Here is a 21,176-nt window from a genome sequence, read left to right on the forward strand (position 1 = left end):
TATATGATGCAAGCAAAGCCATTTGCACAGGCCGTTTTGAGCTGGTACCAAAAATTTGGTCGTAAGACCCTACCCTGGCAAATTGAAAAAACGCCCTATCATGTCTGGCTTTCTGAAGTCATGCTGCAACAAACGCAGGTCACTACTGTAATCCCTTATTTTCAGCGTTTTATTGCTCAATTCCCCGATATTAACTCACTGGCGGCAGCGCCAACGGATGAAGTATTACACCTCTGGACGGGCCTTGGTTATTACGCCAGAGCGCGTAATCTGCATAAAGCAGCAAAAACTATTGCCTCACAGCATCAAGGTATCTTCCCGACAGATTTTGATACCGTACACGACCTGCCGGGCATTGGCCGTTCTACCGCCGGAGCCATACTCTCCCTCTCTCTTAACCAGCACTATCCGATTCTTGATGGCAATGTAAAACGGGTAATCGCCCGTTGCTATGCCATAGAAGGCTGGCCGGGTAAGAAAGAAGTGGAAAAACGGCTTTGGGATATCAGTACTGAAGTCACACCAGCAGAGGGTGTAGCTCAATTCAATCAGGCCATGATGGACCTCGGTGCGCTGGTTTGTACCCGCTCTCGCCCTAAATGCGAACTGTGCCCGCTCAATTCAGGCTGTATTGCCTATGCCAATCAAAGCTGGGCAGACTATCCGGGGAAAAAACCAAAACAAAAAATACCGGAGAAAAACGCATGGTTCCTGTTACTTAAGAACAATGATAAAGTCTGGCTGGAACAACGACCGGATGTCGGGCTCTGGGGAGGACTTTACTGCTTCCCTCAGTTTAGCGATTGGACTTCGCTGACCCACTGGCTGGAACAGCGGGGAATGTCTGCCAACGATTTAAAACAGCAGACGGCTTTCCGCCATACCTTCAGCCATTTCCATCTGGATATTACGCCGATGTTGCTTAATATGGTGCCCGGTCAGCGCTGTCAGGAAGAGAGTCAGGGTATGTGGTACAACCTGACTCAACCGCCATCCGTCGGGCTGGCAACGCCAGTTGAACGATTACTTAATCAGCTTAAAAATGAACACGAGGATTAGCATGAGCAGAACCATTTTCTGTACTTACCTGCAAAAAGAAGCCGAAGGGCAAGACTTCCAGCTTTATCCTGGTGAATTAGGCAAACGGATTTTTAACGAGATTTCAAAAGAAGCATGGGCACTATGGATGAGCAAACAAACCATGCTTATCAATGAAAAGAAATTGAATATGATGGACCCGGAGCACCGTAAATTACTGGAACAAGAAATGGTGAATTTCCTGTTTGAAGGTAAAGATGTCCACATCGATGGTTACACACCACCAAGTCAATAATCTTTGTTTTGAATAATGCGCCATTAAAAAATGATCATTAATTTAAAAAGAATCTGCGCGCTACTGCTGATAGCGCCTTTGCTGGTCTCGTGTGGGGGCGGCAGTAAGAAAAAACCACAGGATGACGACAGATATATTAAAGACACCAATGCGTTCGATATTCTGATGGGCCAGTTTGCCCATAACGTCGAAAACATCTGGGGAATGCATGAAGTCCTGATCGCCGGTCCTAAAGATTATGTGAAATATACCGATCAATATCGTACCCGTAGCCATATTAACTTTGATGCCGGTGTTATCACCGTGGAAACTCTGGCCACAGAGAGCCCTGAAAACAATCTGCGTCAGGCTATTGTGACCACCTTGCTAATGGGTGAAGATCCACAAACCACCGATCTCTATTCGGACGCTAACGATATTCAAATCAGTAAAGAACCGTTCCTGTATGGTCAGGTGCTGGATCAGGATGGTAATACCATTCGCTGGCAATGGCGCGCCACACATTTTGCTGACTATATTATCCAGACTAAGCTGAAGAAGCGTTCCTCCGGGCTGCGGGTAATCTGGTCGGTGGATATTCCGCTGGTAGCTAACCACCTGGATAAGCGGGCCCATAAATACCTGCCGTTGGTGCGTAAAGCCGCCCGTAAATATAATGTTGAAGAGTCGCTGATTCTGGCAATTATGCAAACCGAGTCCAGCTTTAACCCTTACGCCGTCAGCCGTTCTGATGCACTGGGGCTGATGCAAGTAATGCAGCACACTGCTGGTCGTGATGTATTTAAAATGCAGGGTAAATCAGGACAACCAAGCCGTAACTTCCTGTTCGATCCGGAAAGCAATATTGATACCGGCACGGCTTACCTGTCGATTCTGCAAAACAGCTATCTGGGTGGAATTACTAACCCTACATCGCGCCGATATGCGGTTATTACTGCCTATAACGGTGGTGCAGGTAGCGTATTGCGCGTGTTCTCCAGCGACCGCAATAAAGCGCCGGATGTGATTAACCGTATGTCACCAGGTGATGTGTATGAAACACTGACCACCAAGCATCCATCGGCTGAGTCACGTAATTATCTGAATAAAGTGAATACGGCACAGAAGAATTATCGGAGATAATCCATTCATGTCGCTGTCAGTTAAGGCTGTCAGCGGCATAAATTAAACAATAAGGAATCCTGTTATGGGTGGTATCAGCTTACCGCAGATTATCGGCATCGTTGTCGCCGTTGCTATCGTTATCTTCTGGCAAAAACGTCAGCGTGAGAAAATGGCTGCACAACAACGTGAATTAGACAATAAGCAGCAAAATAACCAAGAGTGATCTCAGATTTCTTAGTCTACTGATAAACCTAATAAATCAGCATCAAGAGATATTCCGGCCGTAAATGCATAGTGCTTATATTTCTTTTGTGCGCGGCCGGAAAACAATTTGTACTTGGTATTGGAGTGCGTTGGGCCTAGCCGGGTTAGGGGCGCTTCGTTGGCTGACGCCAAGTCGACCCCAACACCCGTCTCTCCCAACGATTAGCTTTTTTAAGGCACAAAACAGGACCAGATAAAACCGGCAAATAATCGATATTGCCGGTTTTTTAATGGGTTTACATCACCGTAGGCAAACCTGTAAAAACTGATATTATTCTGTTTTAGTTTTCAATCACTCAACCATTAAATCGTGACGCAAAAAGACACTCCGTCACCGCAGTATTAAAGGAATATACTGATGAATGTGGAATTGGATGTTAATGGCCTTAGCTATATCGCCACATTTCCGGATAAGGATATACGGGATCTTCATCTGCCTTTATTGCGGATGTTGACTGAATTCCAACGACGTAAAAAACAGCGTCTGATTGTCTTTCTTGCTGCGCCTCCCGGCGTTGGTAAATCAACCCTGACCAGCTTTTGGCAAATCCTGTCGCGTCAGGATATGGATCTAAAAGATCTGCAAGGGCTGCCAATGGACGGTTTTCACCGTTATAACAGCTATCTGGATGAGCATAATCTTCGCGCTCGTAAAGGCGCACCCGAAACCTTCGATTTAGGCCTGCTGAAAGACTATATCGCGACACTACAGCAACCGGACGCACGTTGGCCTGCTTATGACCGTAATCTTCACGATCCGGTGCATAACGCTATTGAGGTCACATCTCCTATTCTGGTCATTGAAGGCAACTGGTTATTGCTGAAAGAACCAGGTTGGCAGGAGCTGGTAGCCCTGTGCGATTACAGTATTTTTATTGGCAGCCCAATAGAAAACCTGAAGCAGCGTCTGATTGAGCGAAAAATGAAAGGCGGATTAAGCTATCAGGATGCAGAAAACTTCTTTGAAAATTCAGATGCGCTTAACGTCCAACGCGTATTAAACAATAGTCAGCGAGCGGATATGACGCTGATGCTGCTACCTGATGGCTCCTATAGTACCGTTGATATCAATATTCTTGATTGATGCTAATCTGGCATAGCAAATCATGAAGTCGTTGCTTCAGAGATATAAAAAATACAGTAACGAGTTGCGGAACTATTCCTGCTGACAGGTACATATTGCACCGTTTTAAAGTGCTTATCTTATCAAGTCATATGTTTTACAGATCGTTATTACCAACGAACTATATCCTCTGCCGGTAAAAGCCAGACACGGCCAGTACTTTGACAGGGATACCTGATTTTTGCTCAAATACTGAAACGTTTTTTCATTCTTATATGTTGGTTACCGGAGCAACCGCTAATGTCCCGTCCACTATTATTAAAACTATTATGCCTTTTGTCTGGCTTGATGATACCTGCCACCAGCTTCGCGGCAGATATTGATGGTTCAACACTGAGTCTGGGATGGGGTATTCCATTTGTTGGTATTCTGTTGTCGATTGCACTCTGCCCATTGATCATCCCCACTATCTGGCATCATCATTTTGGCAAAATCACCGCCTTATGGTCGGTACTGTTTCTGGTTCCGTTTGCCATCACGTTTGGCATGAGCACCAGTATCGGATTAGTCGCCCATGCCATTCTGGCAGAATATATCCCTTTTATTATCTTGCTGTTTGCCCTGTTTACCGTGTCTGGCGGCATTTTAGTTAAAGGTAATCTGCACGGTTCACCTAAATTAAATACCGCCCTGCTGGCCATTGGTGCGATTCTTGCCTCACTGATGGGAACCACCGGAGCGGCAATGCTGCTGATTCGTCCTCTGATCAGAGCAAACGATAATCGTAAGCACCGGGTGCATGTGATTATTTTCTTCATCTTCCTGGTGGCTAATATCGGTGGTGGTCTTACACCGCTGGGAGATCCTCCACTGTTTATTGGTTTTCTGAAAGGCGTCGACTTTTTCTGGACCGCTAAACATATGCTGCTACCGGTTTTAATCAGTACTCTGGTATTGCTGACGCTGTTCTATTTGGTGGATAGCTACTATTACAAACGTGAAGATGAGATTCTGCCGAACGATCCAACCCCCGACTCTAAATTACGCCTGTACGGTAAATTTAATTTTATTCTGCTATTGGCGGTAGTTGGCAGCGTTTTACTCTCCGGCTTCTGGAAGTCTGGCGTGGAGTTCAGCGTACTGGGTGTACATATGGAATTACAGAATATCACTCGTGACATTCTGCTACTGGTGATCGCTGCTCTGTCGATGATGTTAACCGCCAAACAGGTTCGCTCAGCCAATCAGTTTAGCTGGGAACCCATTCTGGAAGTAGGTAAGCTGTTTGCCGGTATCTTTATTACTATCGGCCCGGTATTAGCTATCCTGCGGGCAGGACAGGATGGTCATATGGCCGGACTGGTTGCCATGGTTTCTGACTCGGAAGGTGCGCCAATCAACGCCATGTATTTCTGGCTGTCCGGAGCACTGTCCGGATTTCTGGATAACGCCCCAACCTATCTGGTGTTCTTTAATCTGGCTGCCGGTGATGCCGCAACGCTGATGGGTCCACTACAGCAAACGCTGCTGGCCATCTCGATGGGTTCAGTATTTATGGGTGCACTGACCTATATTGGTAATGCGCCAAACTTTATGGTGAAGAGTATTGCCACTCAAAGTGGTATCGCGATGCCAAGCTTCTTCGGTTATATGAAGTGGTCGTTCGGTATTCTGATACCGCTGTTCCTGATACTGACGGTGATATTCTTTCTGATCTAAAGATACCGTTACCAATAAAAAATGCCGCTTATGCGGCATTTTTTATTGGTAACAAAGTCTGAAAGTTCGGTTTTATGTTTTAAAATAGTCAATTGTCGGGAGGGGCTTCCGTTGGGGTCGACTTGGCGCAAGCCAACGAAGCGCCCCTAGGGAGACCAGGCCCGACATGCACCAAAGTCAAGTACAGGCGGTCTTCCGGTCGAGCATCAAGCCAATATAAGCACTTTAGATTTTACGACCGGAATATTCATTGAGGCCAATTTATCTAATTTGCCATAATGCAAATGAAACTACTTATATCCCCATTGCCGACATCGACATAACAATAATCCCAAACAGAATACCAAACGCAATCAGCGCGCCGATCAGGTTTGTTCCGCCTTTAGCTTTCAGCGCCGGAATGATTTCTGATTTTTGAGCGACAGCCAGCGTTTCAGCAATTTTCTTATCCATATGCTGTTTATACAGACGGTTAGCTAAAACACCAGCCCCTACTCCCATTCCGATACTGATAACGTTGGTAATCACCTCGGATATGCCCAGCATTGACTGAATACCGGTCAACAGGAAACCAAGCCCCAGATAAATCGCGGCATACAGATACATTTTGCGGTAGATGAACCAGAATACGCCGATAAAAAACGCCGCCCAGTTCCAGCTTTTAGGAATGTCACGACCATGGGGAAAGAAGGAGTAGTATTTGCTACCAACAAATACTTTTGAATATTCCTCTGCTTCAGGCGTAGAGGAAATATCATCGATAGGAAAACTATCGGTAACCGCAGCAGAAACTGCATAAGGATTGACGGATGCCGATTCATCACAAACAACGCACTCACCGTTGTCGTTGACCGACATATTCCCACACTTTTGACACTTCTCCATGACATCTTCCCGTATTTATCTGAGGTCTGTTTTGTCGTTCCGATCGACAAATATGATTAAAGTGAGCCTATAGTATCGTTCATGAAACGGGCTTTCAACACGCCTTTCACCTGATAAATAAATTGATTACTCATGTAACCAATTTATTCTTTGGATTGAATCGATTATGCACCCGGGTAGGTTTTAATTAGTTCAAAGACGCCATTAATCATAAACTGAACGCCCATACATACCAGCAGAAAACCCATAACCCGGGAGATGGCTTCAATACCGCTTTTACCTACGCCTTTCATAATTAAATCAGAACTACGTAAGCAGCCCCACAACACCAGTGATAATACCACCGCCGTTAACACCACCGCGGTATAAACCATCCATTCACTGTAGTTTCCTACCTGATGCCAGGTTGAAGCCGCAGAGATAACCATAGCAATGGTACCCGGCCCGGCAGTACTCGGCATGGCAATAGGCACAAAGGCAATACTTTGAGTGGTGGGCTTCAATACCTTTGTCTCTTCGCCCTCGCTCTTCTCTGGCTTAGGCGGATGCACAGGAGGAAACAACATTCTGAAACCGATGTAAGCCACAATTAATCCACCGGCAATACGCAAACCAGGAATTGAGATGCCAAACAGGCGCATCACCAGTTCACCGCAGAAAAACGAGATAACCAGAATCAGAAACACATAAAATGAGGCCATCATTGCCTGATTATGACGCTCTTCACGGCTCATATCACCGCTCAGGCTGAGAAACAGAGCCACCGAAGTTAAGGGGTTGGTCAATGGGATCAGTAACACCAAACCAAGGCCAATCAAGTGCATAATTTGCAGTACATCATTCATACTTTAGGGAGTTCCATCTTGTATCGCGCAGGCCAAATGCCTGTGATGTTTCATTACCATTAGATTAGCGGATATTGAAGCAACATCAATTTGCTAATCAGACATTCATCATTATCAATGATAACGCATAGTTATCATTTCAATCGCGCAGTATACAGACTAATAATGGATTTTTATTAGCAACCCGAGCCTGAAGCATGATTTATTCCGCTACTCTGCTGGTCTGAAAATCATTAAGTTAACGGCGAAACTGGTGGAAAAAAAACCAGTTAGCTTAGTTTTATAGCCTTACTGGTTTAAAGTATTTGACCTTCGGCACGTAATCCGGTTTAATGTCGCTCCACTGCCCGGATAGCTCAGTCGGTAGAGCAGGGGATTGAAAATCCCCGTGTCCTTGGTTCGATTCCGAGTCCGGGCACCATAATTTAAGAACCCGCCTTTTGGCGGGTTTTTGCTTTTTGGGATTTTATCAACCGTTCTTTATACACCACACCCTGTTTTTTTCCGTACAGCAATATCACTCAAACTCAACACACTTTCCCCACTCTCCTCTCCGGCAAGCACCAAATTTCTTAACTCACCCACCCGAGCTTCTTTTTGCTCCAACAAACGAAGTGCCGAGCACACTACTTCATTAACCGAGCTATAACGCCCATCAGCAATCATCCGTTTCACAAAGTCGTCAAGCCTGTCATCAATATCAACGCTGATAGTTCTTAACATATACATTCCTTGCGTTACCCATTAACTACTATCACCTGATCTCAGCTTATTTTAATATTGATAGAAAAGCAGCCGTTCGCACACAGGAAACTCTAAAAATGTACTGGCAAGAAAAAATCCACTACCTCAAACAACAGTACCCTGCCCCGCAATTTAATGACCCCTTCTGGCGGGGAAAAAATGTTATCGCGACGATCATCGATACCTTCTTCAGTTTCTCTCAAGAAGATATCTATTCAAATAAACTTGATGCTGCGAAAATCAAGAACAGAGAGCTGATAAAAACCTGTTCGGTAAAAACACTCTATCAGGAAGAAATGGACAAACTGCCAGAGAATACGAACTTTTGGCTGTTATTAATGAACCCACCTATGGGTGCAGAATGCCAGATTTACGACTGCCAAAAAAACGCACTAAGAGAACTGTTATATCTCTCTTCCGGAGTGCCTGAACCACAATTTTATATCATTGATAAAAAATACCGATGGTTAGTCTTTTTTGACGTTAACCGGCAGCAGGATATTGCAGCCATCTATAAAAGTCCTTTACAGTCAAAGATATGGGACTGAACAGCCTGACTATTCCTATCTATTTTTTCTTCTTCTGTTGCCATACTTTCTTGCTATATTAATCCCAACCCCATGCTGAACAGGAAATCAGTATATGAGTAGCTCTAAAAAGTTACATGTGCAGGATGTCAAAGATCTACTACCTTTTATGACGCCGTTCCCATCCGCTGAACAGGTTTTCGCCGGTGATATTAAAACCCACCGCCGCCATCTGTTACCGCTGTTAACTCTCGACCTTGCCGCTATCAATCCTGAATGGTCTGGTAAAATTCATTTTATTAGCCCAAAAGAGCCTTATGAAGGCATGATTGGCGGCAGAACCACCGAATATCATGACTATTACAATCGGGAGAACTGGTTGGCATTTCGTCTGGAAAACGATCGCTATACCTTTCTTGGTGATTTCCGCTATTTCTATCTGGAAGGACGTGAAGACAGCGATCTTGCGGAATACTATGAAGATGGTGAACAGGGCCTTGAAAAGGCAAAAGCGTTCTATCTGCAACACGGCATGCTTAACCCCTGGGACCAGACGGATAATCCTCAGGCCTGGGTTGATGATATTGGCTCTGAGCCAGGCGTTGGAAACTGGTGTGATGGCTTCCCGCTGGAGTATGAACCAGGAAGCGACGGATATGATAACGCTTATCCATTAACTCAGGATGGTCGACGCTTTCATCTGATTGGTTGGGTAACCTCTTACTCCTATTGCGATACCGGAGCCGATGCCATTTTGCTATTTTACGACCCGGTTGAGAAGATTGCCCTGTTTACCTTTGACTGGACATAACAGGTTTAGAAAATAGCTCTGCTTTCTGATTCACATCATGCAAAAAGGCCACCCTCGCCGGTGGCCTTTAATTTCAATCAATAAACGACTATCAGAAGTTAATTCTGAATCCGATATTCGCCTTCATTGGTGACTCAATATCGCGACCCTTCACGTAATCCACTTCAGCATAAACGGATGTATGATTGTTTACCGCCAGATTCACCCCTACACCGTACTTACCCGCAGTACCGGAGTAATCATTGGTGAACTTATGGATCTCGTTGATATACACATCGTTATCAGAGATAAACTCATGCTCTGCAGCCACTTTAATGTATGGGCTCAAAATAACCTTATCGTTTAAGGCAAACTCTGCACCAAACGAAACGCCGACTTCCCCTAACAGAGATTTCTGATCGTCAATTTTAGCTTTCATACCGTTATTAAAGCGGAATGACTTCCCTTCAATGGTCAGATAGCTCACACGACCGTAAGGCTCAGCAAACAGACCATATGGCGAGTTAGCAAACTGATGCTTGTAACCCATTTCTAACGCAGCACCCAAACCGTTTTGCTTGTAGTCAGCACTGGCCTGTGAGCCATTGGTGGTTTTCACCCGCAGTTCATTATCAAAATGAGAGTACTTCACCAATCCATCAATATAGACGTTATTCTCTGTTACATAGGTGGCATAGATACCGGCTGTATAAGCATTAATATCACTGTTACCACCGCGAGCGTGCTTCACACGGTTATCCGACATAGAGGCACTTAAACCAATCATCAGCTTATCATTGCCAATATCAAATGCCTTATCGCCCCCCAGCTCCATACCGCTACGGTAAAGCTTATAGGCTGAATTTTCAGGACCATTCACCCGCAGGCTACTATTCAGAACACGACCCCATGCGTTAGCACCTTCACTATTGTTACGCGTGATATCACCGCGACGCAGGCGTAAGTTATCCAACTCTTCGTTGAAAATAAACTGAGTTGCAGAAGCCATGCTCAACACACCATCGGTTGATGGGCTGGTTTTAGGGCGGTCGGTACCAGGCTCTGGATCTGGTGTTGGTATTGGGTCCGGCGTTTCACCCGGCTCTGGATCTGGTGTTGGTTCTGGATCAGGTGTTGGCTCCGGCTCTGGTTCGACTATTGCAGAATTTTGCTGTGTCAGGAACCAGGTATAACGATCGCCACTTTGTGCTGATTTCAGATCGTAAACATAGGCACCAATATCAACACCATTGCCATCGTTTAACAAAAACTGTCCGCTTTCACCTTTACCAACATAAATCAGCGCTAAATTATCCTGACTGGTTGGTTCATTCCCGCTGTCCTGAATTGCCACATTAAACGTACCCGTAGCTTGTTTAATATCCAGCAAGTCACCACTCAGTGTTGATACATCACTGTTCATCGCGATGATACCCGTACCGTCTGAATTCATTTCATCAACGTACAGGTGTTTAAACGCCCCTACCGGTGAAAAAGCAAAGGTTGAACCACTGTTAATATTGATTTGATGAATATAGGAATCATCATAGTGTGGCGTTTTGATACCCGCTTGCTCATTCTCTTCCATGGCATAACGGTTACAGGTATCAGTACAGTCACCTAAATAGTTAAAAACCGAACCATTATTTAATGACAAAGAAGTATTGGTTAAACGCAGCCCACCGTGGCGCTCACTGTATATACCGGAAGTCACCACAGAATTATCTAAATTAACCTGAAACTCGTCCCGATCAAGATCGCCTTCAGTCTGGTATTGTCCGGCATGGGTCAGTAAGTTTTTAAACTCCCCGCTGCTGTTGGTTAAATTGATGGCAAAAGCATTATTACGGTCTGTCCAGCCACTCGATTCGCCAAGCTCAATACCCGCCAATGTTTCTGCTTTTAGCGTACTACCAACAATATTCAGGTTAGCGGTTAAATCATGCTGACTATAATAAAGCCAGTCATTATGCGACCTAAAATTAAATATGCTACCTAAGCGCGTTGACAGATATTGCTGATCGATAGCGCCATCATTATCGGATATATGCTGCTTATTATTGATAATGGTCGAGTCAACAATCGAATAGAGATCGATACTATTAGCCGCAACGGCTTCCTGACCATAAGGTGTAAAAAGAAAAACGGAATGCGCATCTACATTAACGTTAGAGTTAACCAGAGAAATCAGCTCACCATTTTGGCCACTGGTATTGTTCAAATTGTATTCAAAAGAAAATAGCGTATTGATCTTCCCGGTAATATCAACATCCCATGAATTCAGCGTAACACCGCCCGTAGCGGGATTTCCGTATGAATCACCGTAAACATAAATCAGCTCATTGTAGCTGCTTTCATCTTCATACCATTCCGAATTGACGTTCTCATCTCGGAGAGTCAGGTTATTAACAATAAAACGTTTATCAGAATCAGAGTAATTTTCAATCCAATAGTAATTATTAATAAAAATTGAATGTCCGGTGAAATCTAAAACATTATCGGTTTGAGTATCAAAGGTGCAGCCATAGCTATTACAATAATCATCAGGTTCAGCTGCAAATACGCTACCAGAAAGAGGGAGGCTTAAAAGTGTACTAAAAGCAATATAATGGCGAAATTTAATCATAATAACTCCTTGAAATTATACTAATTCCCTAATACTAATTAAGCTTTTGTAAAGATGATTTCATTGAATATTATATTATGATAACCAATCAAAAGCGTGTCATCATTAAAAATCAATCTTGTTGGAGATATTAAATTACAAATATTAAAATAGCAACACATTTGCGTCATTCAATTAATTCAATTGAGTTGAATTAATAATTTTTATTATAAAATTCAAATAAATAAAATGATAACAAAGAGGTTATTTAAAAATATTAAATTACAATCAGGTTTATGTGGTTATAGATAGAATACATACTCACAGTTAATTGATTTAATAAAAATAATTAATATAAAGTTAATTATTGGTTAATAAAATAACTATCAGTAAAAATAATAATCCCTAATTATTACTCATGTAATCATTGCACAAATAGATATCAAGTGAATTAGCCAGCGTATTTATCTGTTTCGTACTTTTTCAGTCCGACTATTTATGCAGTGCATATACACTTTTTGTTCAAAAAACGAGCTTAGAGCGCAATTTGTTCGCTGTAATAAAATAAAATAATTTTACTCCACAACCACATTTGTTTCGTCTTAACATAAATGATTTAATAAAAAAAACAGAAATTAATTGGAAACAAAAAATAATAAACTACTGTTTAAAATCAGTAATATAAAAATAATTAAGAAATAAAAAACAAAACTTAAAAATAAACAAAAAAACGAACAGAAAAAACAAAACAATAAAAAACAACACAATTAATATAGAAAAAACACCAATAAAAACAATAAGTAATGCAGGAAAAATAAAACAACACCATTGAGCAAGTTAATTGACAACCATTACCTTAGCCATTAGCATCATTTTTGATAAGTATATTCCTATATATATTCAGATGAATTCTAAATATAAGCTACTTATCAATTATCATTAGATATTTATATATCGCTTTTAAATAAGGATTTTTACAATGCGTGAATTACATAGCCATGAAGTAGAAGAAGTATCTGACGCTGGTTTTATTACTGATGCAGGTGCCGCTTTAGGTACTGGTATTGGCGCTATCGTTGATGCAGCAACCAAAGGCAACACTGCTACTGCTGCTGGTACCAAATTAGGTGCAGGTATCGGCCAAGTTGTTGAAGCTAGCGTTAGCGTAATCGGCGGCTTCCTGAAGAATCTTGGCAGCCTGTTCGGCCGTAAGTAATCGTTATTCTTCAATAAATAATAATGAGAGGCACGACGCCTCTCATTTTTAATTTTTGTACCTTTCGCTCTAACTCACCGTGATGTCTAAATCGGCAATCAGGATATGCAGGCATGGAAAAGCGTCGTTTATTTCGCCAGGAAGCGATAGAACACCAAAAAGCTAAGTGGACAGGTACTGCGTTACTGGTTACTGGCTATCCCGCATGGATTATTGCCTGCGCCTCCACATTTTTTATTATCGTTTTGGTTATATCGTTAACCTTTGGTAACTATACCCGTCGCATAAACGTTAATGGTGAAATAGTCACTCAGCCTCGGGCTATTAACATTTTTGCTCCGCAACAAGGTTTTATTTCAAAGCTGTTGGTTGATGCAGGCGTTGAAGTAACCAAAGGTACCGCACTCTATCAGTTGGACGTTAGCCGTATTGCTCGCTCTGGTAATGTCACAATTCACACCACTGAAGCAATTGAAAAACAGCTTGTTCATGTTGAAGGGATTATCACCAAGCTGGAAAAAAATAAGCAGGCAACGCAAGAAAATATAAAACAACAGATCGCTCAATCAGAGGCTGCTAATAAGAAATCTCAATTCCTGGTCAATAATGCCGCTAAGGGTGTAGAAGAAATGCGCCAAAGCATGAAAAACTATGAGGAATACCAACGGCAGGGTCTGGTGAATAAAGAGCAGTTTAACAACCAGCGTTACCTCTATTACCAGCAGCAGAGTTCCTATCAGGCACTGAATACACAAATTATTCAGGAAAATCTGAAGATCGGCAATCTGCAAAGTGAACTGACCACCAGCGCTGCCGATTTTGATAATCAGATTGCTCAATACCAGTATCAACTCAATGAACTACAGCGTCAGCTAACTGAAGCTGATGCTGCCGGAATGTTAATTATCAATGCTCCCAGCGATGGCAAAATAGAGTCACTGAGCGTCACTGAAGGACAAATGGTTAATCCGGGCGATAGTCTGGCGCAGTTAATTCCAACCAGTATCAACGCCTACTATCTGGTACTTTGGCTGCCAAACAACAGCCTGCCTTATGTATCACCTGGCGATCGCATCAATATTCGTTATGATGCCTTCCCCTATCAAAAGTTTGGTCATGTTTCCGGGAACCGTTCAAACCGTTTCGGCGGTACCGGCATCTATTCAGGAGATGTCCACCTACAGCAGTGCACCGCGTGCCACAGACGGCGGAACAGCTCAGTCTTACTATTAAGTCATTGTCGCACTGGATAGCCACCACTTTATGTTAGCCAACAAAGAGCTGCGCCTAACCAGCGGTATGAGAGCACAAACCACCCTGTTTCTGGAGAAACGCCCCCTGTATCAATGGATGCTTTCACCTTTTTACGACATCAAAAAGAGCATAACGGGGCCCGTAAATGGATAAGGCAGCCTTCACCCATCTGTTAGAAAGCCTGAATTTTAGCATGCGCAAAAAAGTACCTCAGATACTGCAAACCGAAGCCGCAGAATGCGGACTCGCCTGTCTGGCGATGATCTGCCGCCATTATGGTATGAACGTCGACCTGTTCAATTTACGTCGCCGCTTTGGTATTTCATCTCACGGTGCCACTTTGGGCGTGGTCATCAATACCGCTTCTGAGATCAATCTGAAAAGCCGGGCGTTAACGCTGGACCTTAATGAAGTTAACCAGCTCAAAACCCCCTGCATTCTTCACTGGGATTTAAACCACTTCGTGGTTTTGGTGGCGGTGAAACGCAATAAGTTTGTTCTACACGACCCGGCGTTTGGCCGGCGGGTTGTCAGTGAACAAGAGATGTCACAACACTTCACCGGCGTGGCATTAGAACTTTGGCCGGGAAACGAATTTTTACCTTATAACCAAACCAGTCGTTTAAGCCTGTGGAGCATGATGAGCCATATCGAGGGTCTGAAAGGATTCCTGATTAAGGTATTTGCTCTGTCTATTGTTATTGAAGCAGTTAACTTACTGATACCCGTAGGGACTCAGTTAGTAATGGACCATGTCATTCTGGCAGAGGATCACGATCTGCTTGGGTTGATCTGTCTGGGGTTACTGTTCTTTATTCTGTTCCGCACCTTTGTTGGTATGCTGCGTTCCTGGACGTCACTGGTGATGGAAGCGCTGGTTGGCGTACAGTGGAAAGCTGGTCTGTTCGACCATTTAATGAAGCTTCCTCTCGCTTACTTTGAAAAACGTAAACTGGGTGATATTCAATCTCGCTTTAGTTCGCTGGATACCATCCGCACTACGCTAACCCATAATTTAGTCAGTAGCATTATCGACAGCCTGATGGCCATTGGTGTGTTTATTATGATGCTGCTATACGGCGGCTGGCTGGTGTGGGTAGTGCTGGGTTTTACCGTGTTATATATGGTCCTGCGCCTTTCCACCTATCAATACTACCGACAGGCATCAGAAGAGCAAATCATCAAAGGTGCAAAAGCTAACTCCCACTTTATGGAGACGCTGTATGGCATCAGTACCCTGAAAGCGCTGGGACTAACCTCCACCCGCGGGCAATACTGGCTCAATCTGAATATCGATACCACCAATGCCAATATCCGTCTGACCAAGTTGGATATGGTATTTGGCGGCATGAATACGCTGCTGGGTATGGTAGATCAAGTGGTTATTCTGTGGCTGGGCGCATCCATGGTGATTGACGGACATATGACATTGGGAATGTTCGTAGCATTTAACGCTTATCGTGGTCAGTTCTCAGAACGCTCAGCCAATCTGATTAATCTGGCGCTGGAGTTGAAAATGCTATCGCTGCACAGCGAGCGACTTACCGATATCGTCTTCTCTGAGCCAGAGGTCACTCAGCCTAATAATATGGTATTTCCTGAGAATCAACCGCTGGGCTTTGAAGTTCGCAATGTGGAATTTCGTTATGACAATCTGTCGGCCCCTATTTTTTCTAATCTGAATTTGAAAATAGAACCAGGGGAGAACGTCGCGATTATTGGTCCATCGGGCATTGGTAAAACCACCCTGATGAAAGTGATGGCGGGCTTGTTGTCACCCACACAGGGGGAAGTGCTTGCCAACGATATTGATATTAACAAAGTCGGAGTTAACAATTACCGCAGATATATCGCCTGTGTATTACAGGATGACAAGCTTTTTGCTGGTTCCATCGCCGATAATATCTCCAGTTTTGAAGCTCAGAAAGATAACGACTGGGTAATTGAATGTGCCAAATACTGCAATATTCATGAAGAGATCATGCGTATGCCGATGGGATACGAAACGCTGATTACTGAGTTAGGCGGCAGCCTGTCCGGCGGACAGAAACAGCGCCTGCTGATCGCGCGCGCATTGTATCGTCGACCAAGTTTGCTGTTTCTTGATGAAGCCACCAGCCATCTGGATACCGCCAATGAAGCACATATTAATGCGGCGATTTCGGCGCTTAAAGTCACCAGAATCTTTATTGCCCATCGTCTTTCAACTATTGAAAGCGCCGATCGGGTGATTGATCTGGATCCTGTCGTCGAGTCCTGACCAAATTGACAACCCTATTCCGATTATTACAACGGCCTAAATATTCGAGGCCGTTTTTTATCCCTTCCGGAGCCAGAATGTTTACTGTCATAAAGCTGTTGTATAATCTGCTTCAATAATAGCCATCTATATCGACTACATGGACAGAGAATAACTTTATATGTCTGCACTATCAGGGAAGAACATAAAAGAACTCATTGAATTTTCGCCATTGTTATTCACAGCACTGTTCTCAATTTCTGTTGGCCACACCCAACCCTCACCAATACTTATTCATACCAATATTCCCGATTGCCGTAATACCGATTCTCAAGAAAACTGCGTTATTGCTTACTTTAAGGATTTCGCCGTTACTGATAAAAACAGCAGCCATACATATCGGATCCTGATAAGTAGAGATAGCCAACAACGCTATATTGTTCAGGATTTCTATAGCCAAACCCACCATGCCTACACGGAACCTTTTGTGATCAAAGACCCACAGGATCTCAACAAAACTCTGGATGATTACACAATGGTTAATATTAGTATTGATGGCCGCTACATTGGATGGTATCCCGATGGACAAAAAGAGTTCGAGTTTCTGTATGCTAACGGTGTACCTGTTGGTACCTGGTCTGGCTGGCATGAAAATGGGAACCTCTTATTTCAAGAAGTAAAAAGCGGCGATCTCACCGGCACTGAGCTCTGGTGGTATAAAGATAGCCTTCCTCGTTCTGAAAAACGCTATCAGCGAGGTAAAGAGTTAGCGACTGAAATCTGGTGGTACGAAAATGGTCAAAAACAGTCTGAAGGTAATTACATTAATGACCACCGTAAACACGGCTCATGGAAATATTGGTACCAGAATGGGCAGCTCAAAGAAGAAAGCCTGTATGATCAGGGTCAATTGCTGGGTACCAGTAAAAAATGGGATGAAAACGGCAACCCTATACCATAGTCTGGCGAATTACCCATAGAGGGCCCTATAACGGCCTCCCAGTCAGGAAACCGTTACCACATCTGAAACTATCACTTCTCAAGCTGGTTAAGCACGCTGAACAAGGCCGCCATCTTTTCATGCAAAATAAACTGTAATGATTCCTTCACTGCGACCTGTTCAATATGAATGATCGCACTGGCAAGGGCCATACACTGTTCCGCCAGCTCCAGCGGATCGTTTGGGCGGATATCAGTAACATCAAACATGATGATAACCCCCACTTTTCAGGCAACTGGCTGAAAAAGAGGATCGTTTATTAGATCCGGATCTGAAACTGGATCGAGGGTAATGTATAAATTCAGGGTGAGTTTGGGTATGCTTCTCAATAGCCATGATGTTAGTACCTCTAACGTTGTGGTCAGAAACCCCGTATGTGTTGCATCACTGCGGGGTTTCGCTATTTTAAACCGACCGCTTTTATCAGCAGACAGTCACCGTACGGTATATATGCACAGTTAAAGGGTCAATGCCCAATTACTGGAATTCACCAGAGAATTAAAACTTTCCACGCTGTACCGCAAAAATTTGAAAATTGGGGTGGGGTTTGCAAGGATTTATCAACAGCTGACTACTACTTATAAATATTATACCGCCTACCCTAAATCCTCCTCTCCAATACATAATTTCTGGCATAAGCTATAAACTAAGCGTAAAGTATATGGCATATGCCAATCAGGAGCCTCTATGTCGAGACCAAAAATCCCCCGTAAAATCTGCGGCCAGCCCGCTAACAGCTGCTTTAAACCTAACGGTATTCCGATGCGTTTGCTGGATGAAGTACAACTCTATGACGACGAATTTGAAGCACTGCGTTTGGTTGACTATCTCGGCATGCAGCAACAAGAAGCAGCGATACAAATGGGAGTTTCCCGACAAACCCTGGCAAACGTACTCAAAGCCGGACGATTTAAAGTGGTGGAGTGTCTGAGTCAGGGCAAAGCGCTACTGATGAACCGAAAAATTGAAGATGAAAAAATAGAGAAGGAAAACTAACCATGATAACTGCCGTACCCATTAGCCACGATCGCATTGCCGGACACTTTACCAAAGCAGACAGCTTTATCTTTATCAACGGAGAAGGTCGTGTGGTATGCCACCATATAAACCCTGCTCGCGAATCGGGCTGCGCCGGTAAAAAAGCTTTATTAAATCTGCTTGGCAAACAAAAAACAGAACGCGTCATCACCCGCAACATAGGTGAACGCATGCTAGGCAAACTGCTGGATCGTAATCTGGCAGTATTTCAAATCGACCATAGCCAGTTAGATACACAAATACTGGGCGCCTCTGAAAACCTTCCCCTAACCGCCCTGACCGACTCATCACAGGGCCGCCGCTCTGTAAACTATGAAACCAAAAAAGAGTCCGGCGGATGTGGCTGCCACCATGACGAAGAACATGAAACCGGCGAGAAAACAGAAGGCTGCCACCAACACGGCGGCAAACGCTGCTGCCAGCATTAGTTTTTAGCTAGCAGATAGAACACAGTTCTATATCTCTTCTAAGTTAATGCTAAAGCCAATCGTTGGGAGGGACGGGCGTGGGGGTCGACTTGGCGTAAGCCAACGAAGTGCCCGTAGCCCGGCCAGGCCCAACGCGCACCACAGCTAAGTACAGGTTGTTTTCCGGCCGGGCACAATACCAATCTAAGCACTATGCCATTACGGCCGGAATATACACTAACACCAAATTACCCCTGTACTACCTCACTCAAAACGCAAAACAAGAACACCCCAACGCCCCCCAAAACGCCCCTTCATCCGATACCGGAATCGATGAGCCTCGGGCAATATTGTGTTGATGCTGATGCACCTGACAAGGCCCACAGCAATGATGCACCTGAGCAAACATTCCCGCTTTACTGGCGGCTGGCGGAGCAGGACGATAATGGCCCGGAACCAGTGAAACCGGAGACCAGTCCGGCAGAATCGGTAGCGCCGGTGGCGATAACGGAGCAAAAGTACTGGTGGCATAAACAATTTTGCCGTCTACCACTGTCATGACTGATTCAATACCTTTAATCTCTTCTTCTGCCACACTGAAGTAATCTTTAGATAACACCGCCAAATCAGCTAACTGCCCGGCCTTTATCTGCCCTTTCTTACCCTGATCGCTGGAAAACCATGAACTACCGGCGGTCCAAAGCTCTAATGCAGTATCGCGCGATAACTTATTATCGCTGCTGTACATCTCCATACCACCAACGGTACGACCAGAAACCAACCAGTAAAGCGCAGTCCACGGGTTATAGCTGGCAACCCGAGTCGCATCGGTACCTAAACCTACTGGTACACCGGCGGCCAGCATTTTGGCTACCGGTGGAGTATGTTCTAACGCCTCTCTACCATAGCGTTCAGCGAAATACTCTCCCTGAAACGCCATACGATGCTGCACCGCAATACCGCCACCTAATGCTTTTACCCGATCGATATTTCTCTCACTGATAGTTTCAGCATGATCAAAGAACCAGTGTAATCCGTTAAACGGAACTTCCCGGTTAACCTTCTCAAACACATCCAGCATGCGGCTGATTGATTCATCATAAGTCGCGTGTAAGCGGAACGGCCAGCGATTATCTACCAAATGATGAACTACACGCTCCAGTTCATCTTCCATACCCGGTGGTAAATCAGGGCGTGGCTGTAGAAAATCTTCAAAGTCAGCAGCAGAAAACACCAGCATCTCACCGGCACCGTTATGGCGATAGAAATCACTACCGCTTCCCGGTTTAAGCATATCTGTCCATTTTTCAAAATCATCCAGCTCCTGTTTAGGCCGCTGAGTGAACAGGTTATAAGCAATACGTACCGTCAGTTGGTTCTCTTTCTCCAACTGCTCGATAATTTGGTAATCTTCCGGATAGTTCTGAAAACCACCTCCGGCATCAATGGCGCTGGTCAAACCAAGGCGATTAAGTTCACGCATAAACTGACGGGTGGAGTTAATTTGCGCTTCCAGCGGCAATTTTGGTCCTTTCGCCAGTGTGGCATAAAGAATTGTTGCATTAGGACGCGCAATCAACATACCGGTCGGATTGCCTTTATCATCACGCTGAATTTCACCGCCGGGAGGGTTTGGCGTATCTTTGGTATACCCTACTACCTGTAGCGCCGCACGGTTTAGCAATGCGCGATCGTAGAGATGCAAAACAAAAACCGGCGTATCCGGAGCGGCTTCATTCAGCTCTTCCAGCGTAGGCATCCGGCGTTCGGCAAACTGAAACTCAGACCAACCGCCAACCACCCGTACCCACTGAGGCGATGGCGTTCTGGCAGCCTGATCTTTTAACATTCTTAGCGCATCAGCCAGTGAAGGTACCCCTTCCCAGCGTAATTCAAGATTGTAATTCAAACCGCCGCGAATCAAATGAAGGTGGGAATCGTTTAAACCCGGGATCACCGTATGGCCTTTCAGGTCCACTACTGATGTGCCCTCACCGGCATAACGCATCACTTCTGCGTCACTACCTACGGCAAGAAACTTACCCGCTTTAATCGCAACAGCGCTGGCAAGAGGTTGAGTGCGGTCAACGGTATGAAACTTACCGTTGGTTAAAATTAGTGATGCATGTTCAGACATAATAAT

The 21,176-nt window shown here is 44.4% G+C and carries 19 protein-coding genes, 1 tRNA gene and 1 pseudogene; 15 read left to right on the top strand and 6 right to left on the bottom strand.

Translation table 11 applies throughout. The annotated features are described in order from the left end of the window. The first annotated feature begins 3 nt into the window (after positions 1-3). From mutY to GOL65_RS09640, 6 genes are all read left to right on the top strand, one after another. Positions 4-1,059 (top strand): A/G-specific adenine glycosylase, encoded by a 1,056-nt coding sequence (gene mutY, locus GOL65_RS09615; protein ID WP_179038292.1) that lies wholly within the window; start codon positions 4-6, stop codon positions 1,057-1,059. A 1-nt stretch (position 1,060) separates the two neighbouring features. Further along, positions 1,061-1,333, top strand: coding sequence for an oxidative damage protection protein (locus GOL65_RS09620; RefSeq protein ID WP_108901378.1), 273 nt, complete (start codon positions 1,061-1,063; stop codon positions 1,331-1,333). Positions 1,334-1,363: 30 nt separating this feature from the next. Beyond that, positions 1,364-2,455, top strand: a complete 1,092-nt coding sequence (mltC, locus tag GOL65_RS09625) for a membrane-bound lytic murein transglycosylase MltC (RefSeq protein ID WP_140919837.1) — start codon at positions 1,364-1,366, stop codon at positions 2,453-2,455. A gap of 64 nt (positions 2,456-2,519) precedes the next feature. Next, entirely contained in the window at positions 2,520-2,660 is a 141-nt protein-coding gene (locus GOL65_RS09630) for a hypothetical protein (RefSeq protein WP_179038293.1), read from the top strand. A 399-nt stretch (positions 2,661-3,059) separates the two neighbouring features. Continuing rightward, entirely contained in the window at positions 3,060-3,785 is a 726-nt protein-coding gene (locus GOL65_RS09635) for a nucleoside/nucleotide kinase family protein (protein ID WP_140919836.1), read from the top strand. 279 nt (positions 3,786-4,064) lie between these two features. Continuing rightward, a complete protein-coding gene (locus GOL65_RS09640) occupies positions 4,065-5,483 on the top strand; it encodes a sodium:proton antiporter (protein ID WP_140919835.1) in 1,419 nt (472 codons plus the stop codon). Between the two features lie 294 nt (positions 5,484-5,777). Here GOL65_RS09640 and GOL65_RS09645 read toward each other — a convergent pair whose 3' ends face one another. Beyond that, positions 5,778-6,368 (bottom strand): DUF2628 domain-containing protein, encoded by a 591-nt coding sequence (locus GOL65_RS09645; protein ID WP_140919834.1) that lies wholly within the window; start codon positions 6,366-6,368, stop codon positions 5,778-5,780. A 164-nt stretch (positions 6,369-6,532) separates the two neighbouring features. Then, a complete protein-coding gene (locus GOL65_RS09650) occupies positions 6,533-7,213 on the bottom strand; it encodes a MarC family NAAT transporter (RefSeq protein ID WP_140919833.1) in 681 nt (226 codons plus the stop codon). Positions 7,214-7,558: 345 nt separating this feature from the next. Here GOL65_RS09650 and GOL65_RS09655 point away from each other — a divergent pair. Next, positions 7,559-7,634, top strand: a tRNA-Phe gene (locus GOL65_RS09655). Positions 7,635-7,693: 59 nt separating this feature from the next. Here the strand turns inward: GOL65_RS09655 and GOL65_RS09660 are convergent. Continuing rightward, positions 7,694-7,936: a type II toxin-antitoxin system ParD family antitoxin gene (locus GOL65_RS09660; RefSeq protein WP_140919832.1), complete on the bottom strand. Its 243-nt coding sequence runs from the start codon at positions 7,934-7,936 to the stop codon at positions 7,694-7,696. Positions 7,937-8,034: 98 nt separating this feature from the next. Here GOL65_RS09660 and GOL65_RS09665 point away from each other — a divergent pair, with 98 nt between their 5' ends. Both GOL65_RS09665 and GOL65_RS09670 read left to right on the top strand, forming a co-directional pair. Beyond that, on the top strand, positions 8,035-8,505 hold the full coding sequence (locus GOL65_RS09665; RefSeq protein WP_140919831.1) for a hypothetical protein: 471 nt from the start codon (positions 8,035-8,037) through the stop codon (positions 8,503-8,505). 94 nt (positions 8,506-8,599) lie between these two features. After that, on the top strand, positions 8,600-9,295 hold the full coding sequence (locus GOL65_RS09670; RefSeq protein WP_140919830.1) for a hypothetical protein: 696 nt from the start codon (positions 8,600-8,602) through the stop codon (positions 9,293-9,295). Positions 9,296-9,386: 91 nt separating this feature from the next. Here GOL65_RS09670 and GOL65_RS09675 read toward each other — a convergent pair whose 3' ends face one another. Continuing rightward, the gene (locus tag GOL65_RS09675) at positions 9,387-11,900 is read right to left on the bottom strand and encodes an autotransporter outer membrane beta-barrel domain-containing protein (RefSeq protein ID WP_140919829.1); all 2,514 of its coding nucleotides are present in this window, start codon (positions 11,898-11,900) and stop codon (positions 9,387-9,389) included. A 958-nt stretch (positions 11,901-12,858) separates the two neighbouring features. Between GOL65_RS09675 and GOL65_RS09680 the strand changes: the two genes are divergently transcribed. The 4 genes and pseudogenes from GOL65_RS09680 to GOL65_RS09695 all read left to right on the top strand — a co-directional run bounded on the left by GOL65_RS09680 (position 12,859) and on the right by GOL65_RS09695 (position 17,549). Continuing rightward, positions 12,859-13,095, top strand: a complete 237-nt coding sequence (locus tag GOL65_RS09680) for a hypothetical protein (RefSeq protein ID WP_140919828.1) — start codon at positions 12,859-12,861, stop codon at positions 13,093-13,095. 113 nt (positions 13,096-13,208) lie between these two features. After that, a pseudogene (locus tag GOL65_RS09685) lies at positions 13,209-14,502 on the top strand (HlyD family secretion protein). Next, positions 14,495-16,609 carry a peptidase domain-containing ABC transporter gene (locus GOL65_RS09690; RefSeq protein ID WP_140919827.1) on the top strand — a complete coding sequence of 705 codons (2,115 nt, stop codon included), beginning with the start codon at positions 14,495-14,497 and terminating at the stop codon, positions 16,607-16,609. Before GOL65_RS09685 ends, GOL65_RS09690 begins: the two are co-directional and overlap by 8 nt. A 160-nt stretch (positions 16,610-16,769) precedes the next feature. After that, a complete protein-coding gene (locus tag GOL65_RS09695; RefSeq protein ID WP_140919826.1) occupies positions 16,770-17,549 on the top strand; it encodes a toxin-antitoxin system YwqK family antitoxin in 780 nt (259 codons plus the stop codon). A gap of 71 nt (positions 17,550-17,620) precedes the next feature. Here the strand turns inward: GOL65_RS09695 and GOL65_RS09700 are convergent, their stop codons facing one another. Next, on the bottom strand, positions 17,621-17,797 hold the full coding sequence (locus tag GOL65_RS09700; protein WP_179038294.1) for a hypothetical protein: 177 nt from the start codon (positions 17,795-17,797) through the stop codon (positions 17,621-17,623). A 478-nt stretch (positions 17,798-18,275) separates the two neighbouring features. Between GOL65_RS09700 and GOL65_RS09705 the strand changes: the two genes are divergently transcribed. Beyond that, positions 18,276-18,584 (top strand): DUF134 domain-containing protein, encoded by a 309-nt coding sequence (locus GOL65_RS09705; protein WP_130590379.1) that lies wholly within the window; start codon positions 18,276-18,278, stop codon positions 18,582-18,584. 2 nt (positions 18,585-18,586) lie between these two features. Further along, on the top strand, positions 18,587-19,054 hold the full coding sequence (locus GOL65_RS09710; protein ID WP_140919825.1) for a NifB/NifX family molybdenum-iron cluster-binding protein: 468 nt from the start codon (positions 18,587-18,589) through the stop codon (positions 19,052-19,054). A 247-nt stretch (positions 19,055-19,301) separates the two neighbouring features. Here GOL65_RS09710 and GOL65_RS09715 read toward each other — a convergent pair whose 3' ends face one another. Next, complete coding sequence (locus GOL65_RS09715) at positions 19,302-21,170, bottom strand: amidohydrolase (RefSeq protein WP_179038295.1); 1,869 nt, start codon at positions 21,168-21,170, stop codon at positions 19,302-19,304. Positions 21,171-21,176 lie beyond the last annotated feature (6 nt).

The sequence above is a fragment of the Limnobaculum xujianqingii genome, from assembly GCF_013394855.1.
In the GTDB taxonomy this organism is placed as follows: Bacteria; Pseudomonadota; Gammaproteobacteria; order Enterobacterales; family Enterobacteriaceae; genus Limnobaculum; species Limnobaculum xujianqingii.

Excerpts from the sequence above, each read along its gene's own strand:
- mutY (WP_179038292.1), top strand. The coding sequence starts at position 4 with ATGATGCAAGCAAAGCCATTTGCACAGGCCGTTTTGAGCTGGTACCAA.
- GOL65_RS09620 (WP_108901378.1), top strand. The coding sequence starts at position 1,061 with ATGAGCAGAACCATTTTCTGTACTTACCTGCAAAAAGAAGCCGAAGGG.
- mltC (WP_140919837.1), top strand. The coding sequence starts at position 1,364 with ATGATCATTAATTTAAAAAGAATCTGCGCGCTACTGCTGATAGCGCCT.
- GOL65_RS09630 (WP_179038293.1), top strand. The coding sequence starts at position 2,520 with ATGGGTGGTATCAGCTTACCGCAGATTATCGGCATCGTTGTCGCCGTT.
- GOL65_RS09635 (WP_140919836.1), top strand. The coding sequence starts at position 3,060 with ATGAATGTGGAATTGGATGTTAATGGCCTTAGCTATATCGCCACATTT.
- GOL65_RS09640 (WP_140919835.1), top strand. The coding sequence starts at position 4,065 with ATGTCCCGTCCACTATTATTAAAACTATTATGCCTTTTGTCTGGCTTG.
- GOL65_RS09645 (WP_140919834.1), bottom strand. The coding sequence starts at position 6,368 with ATGGAGAAGTGTCAAAAGTGTGGGAATATGTCGGTCAACGACAACGGT.
- GOL65_RS09650 (WP_140919833.1), bottom strand. The coding sequence starts at position 7,213 with ATGAATGATGTACTGCAAATTATGCACTTGATTGGCCTTGGTTTGGTG.
- GOL65_RS09660 (WP_140919832.1), bottom strand. The coding sequence starts at position 7,936 with ATGTTAAGAACTATCAGCGTTGATATTGATGACAGGCTTGACGACTTT.
- GOL65_RS09665 (WP_140919831.1), top strand. The coding sequence starts at position 8,035 with ATGTACTGGCAAGAAAAAATCCACTACCTCAAACAACAGTACCCTGCC.
- GOL65_RS09670 (WP_140919830.1), top strand. The coding sequence starts at position 8,600 with ATGAGTAGCTCTAAAAAGTTACATGTGCAGGATGTCAAAGATCTACTA.
- GOL65_RS09675 (WP_140919829.1), bottom strand. The coding sequence starts at position 11,900 with ATGATTAAATTTCGCCATTATATTGCTTTTAGTACACTTTTAAGCCTC.
- GOL65_RS09680 (WP_140919828.1), top strand. The coding sequence starts at position 12,859 with ATGCGTGAATTACATAGCCATGAAGTAGAAGAAGTATCTGACGCTGGT.
- GOL65_RS09690 (WP_140919827.1), top strand. The coding sequence starts at position 14,495 with ATGGATAAGGCAGCCTTCACCCATCTGTTAGAAAGCCTGAATTTTAGC.
- GOL65_RS09695 (WP_140919826.1), top strand. The coding sequence starts at position 16,770 with ATGTCTGCACTATCAGGGAAGAACATAAAAGAACTCATTGAATTTTCG.
- GOL65_RS09700 (WP_179038294.1), bottom strand. The coding sequence starts at position 17,797 with ATGTTTGATGTTACTGATATCCGCCCAAACGATCCGCTGGAGCTGGCG.
- GOL65_RS09705 (WP_130590379.1), top strand. The coding sequence starts at position 18,276 with ATGTCGAGACCAAAAATCCCCCGTAAAATCTGCGGCCAGCCCGCTAAC.
- GOL65_RS09710 (WP_140919825.1), top strand. The coding sequence starts at position 18,587 with ATGATAACTGCCGTACCCATTAGCCACGATCGCATTGCCGGACACTTT.
- GOL65_RS09715 (WP_179038295.1), bottom strand. The coding sequence starts at position 21,170 with ATGTCTGAACATGCATCACTAATTTTAACCAACGGTAAGTTTCATACC.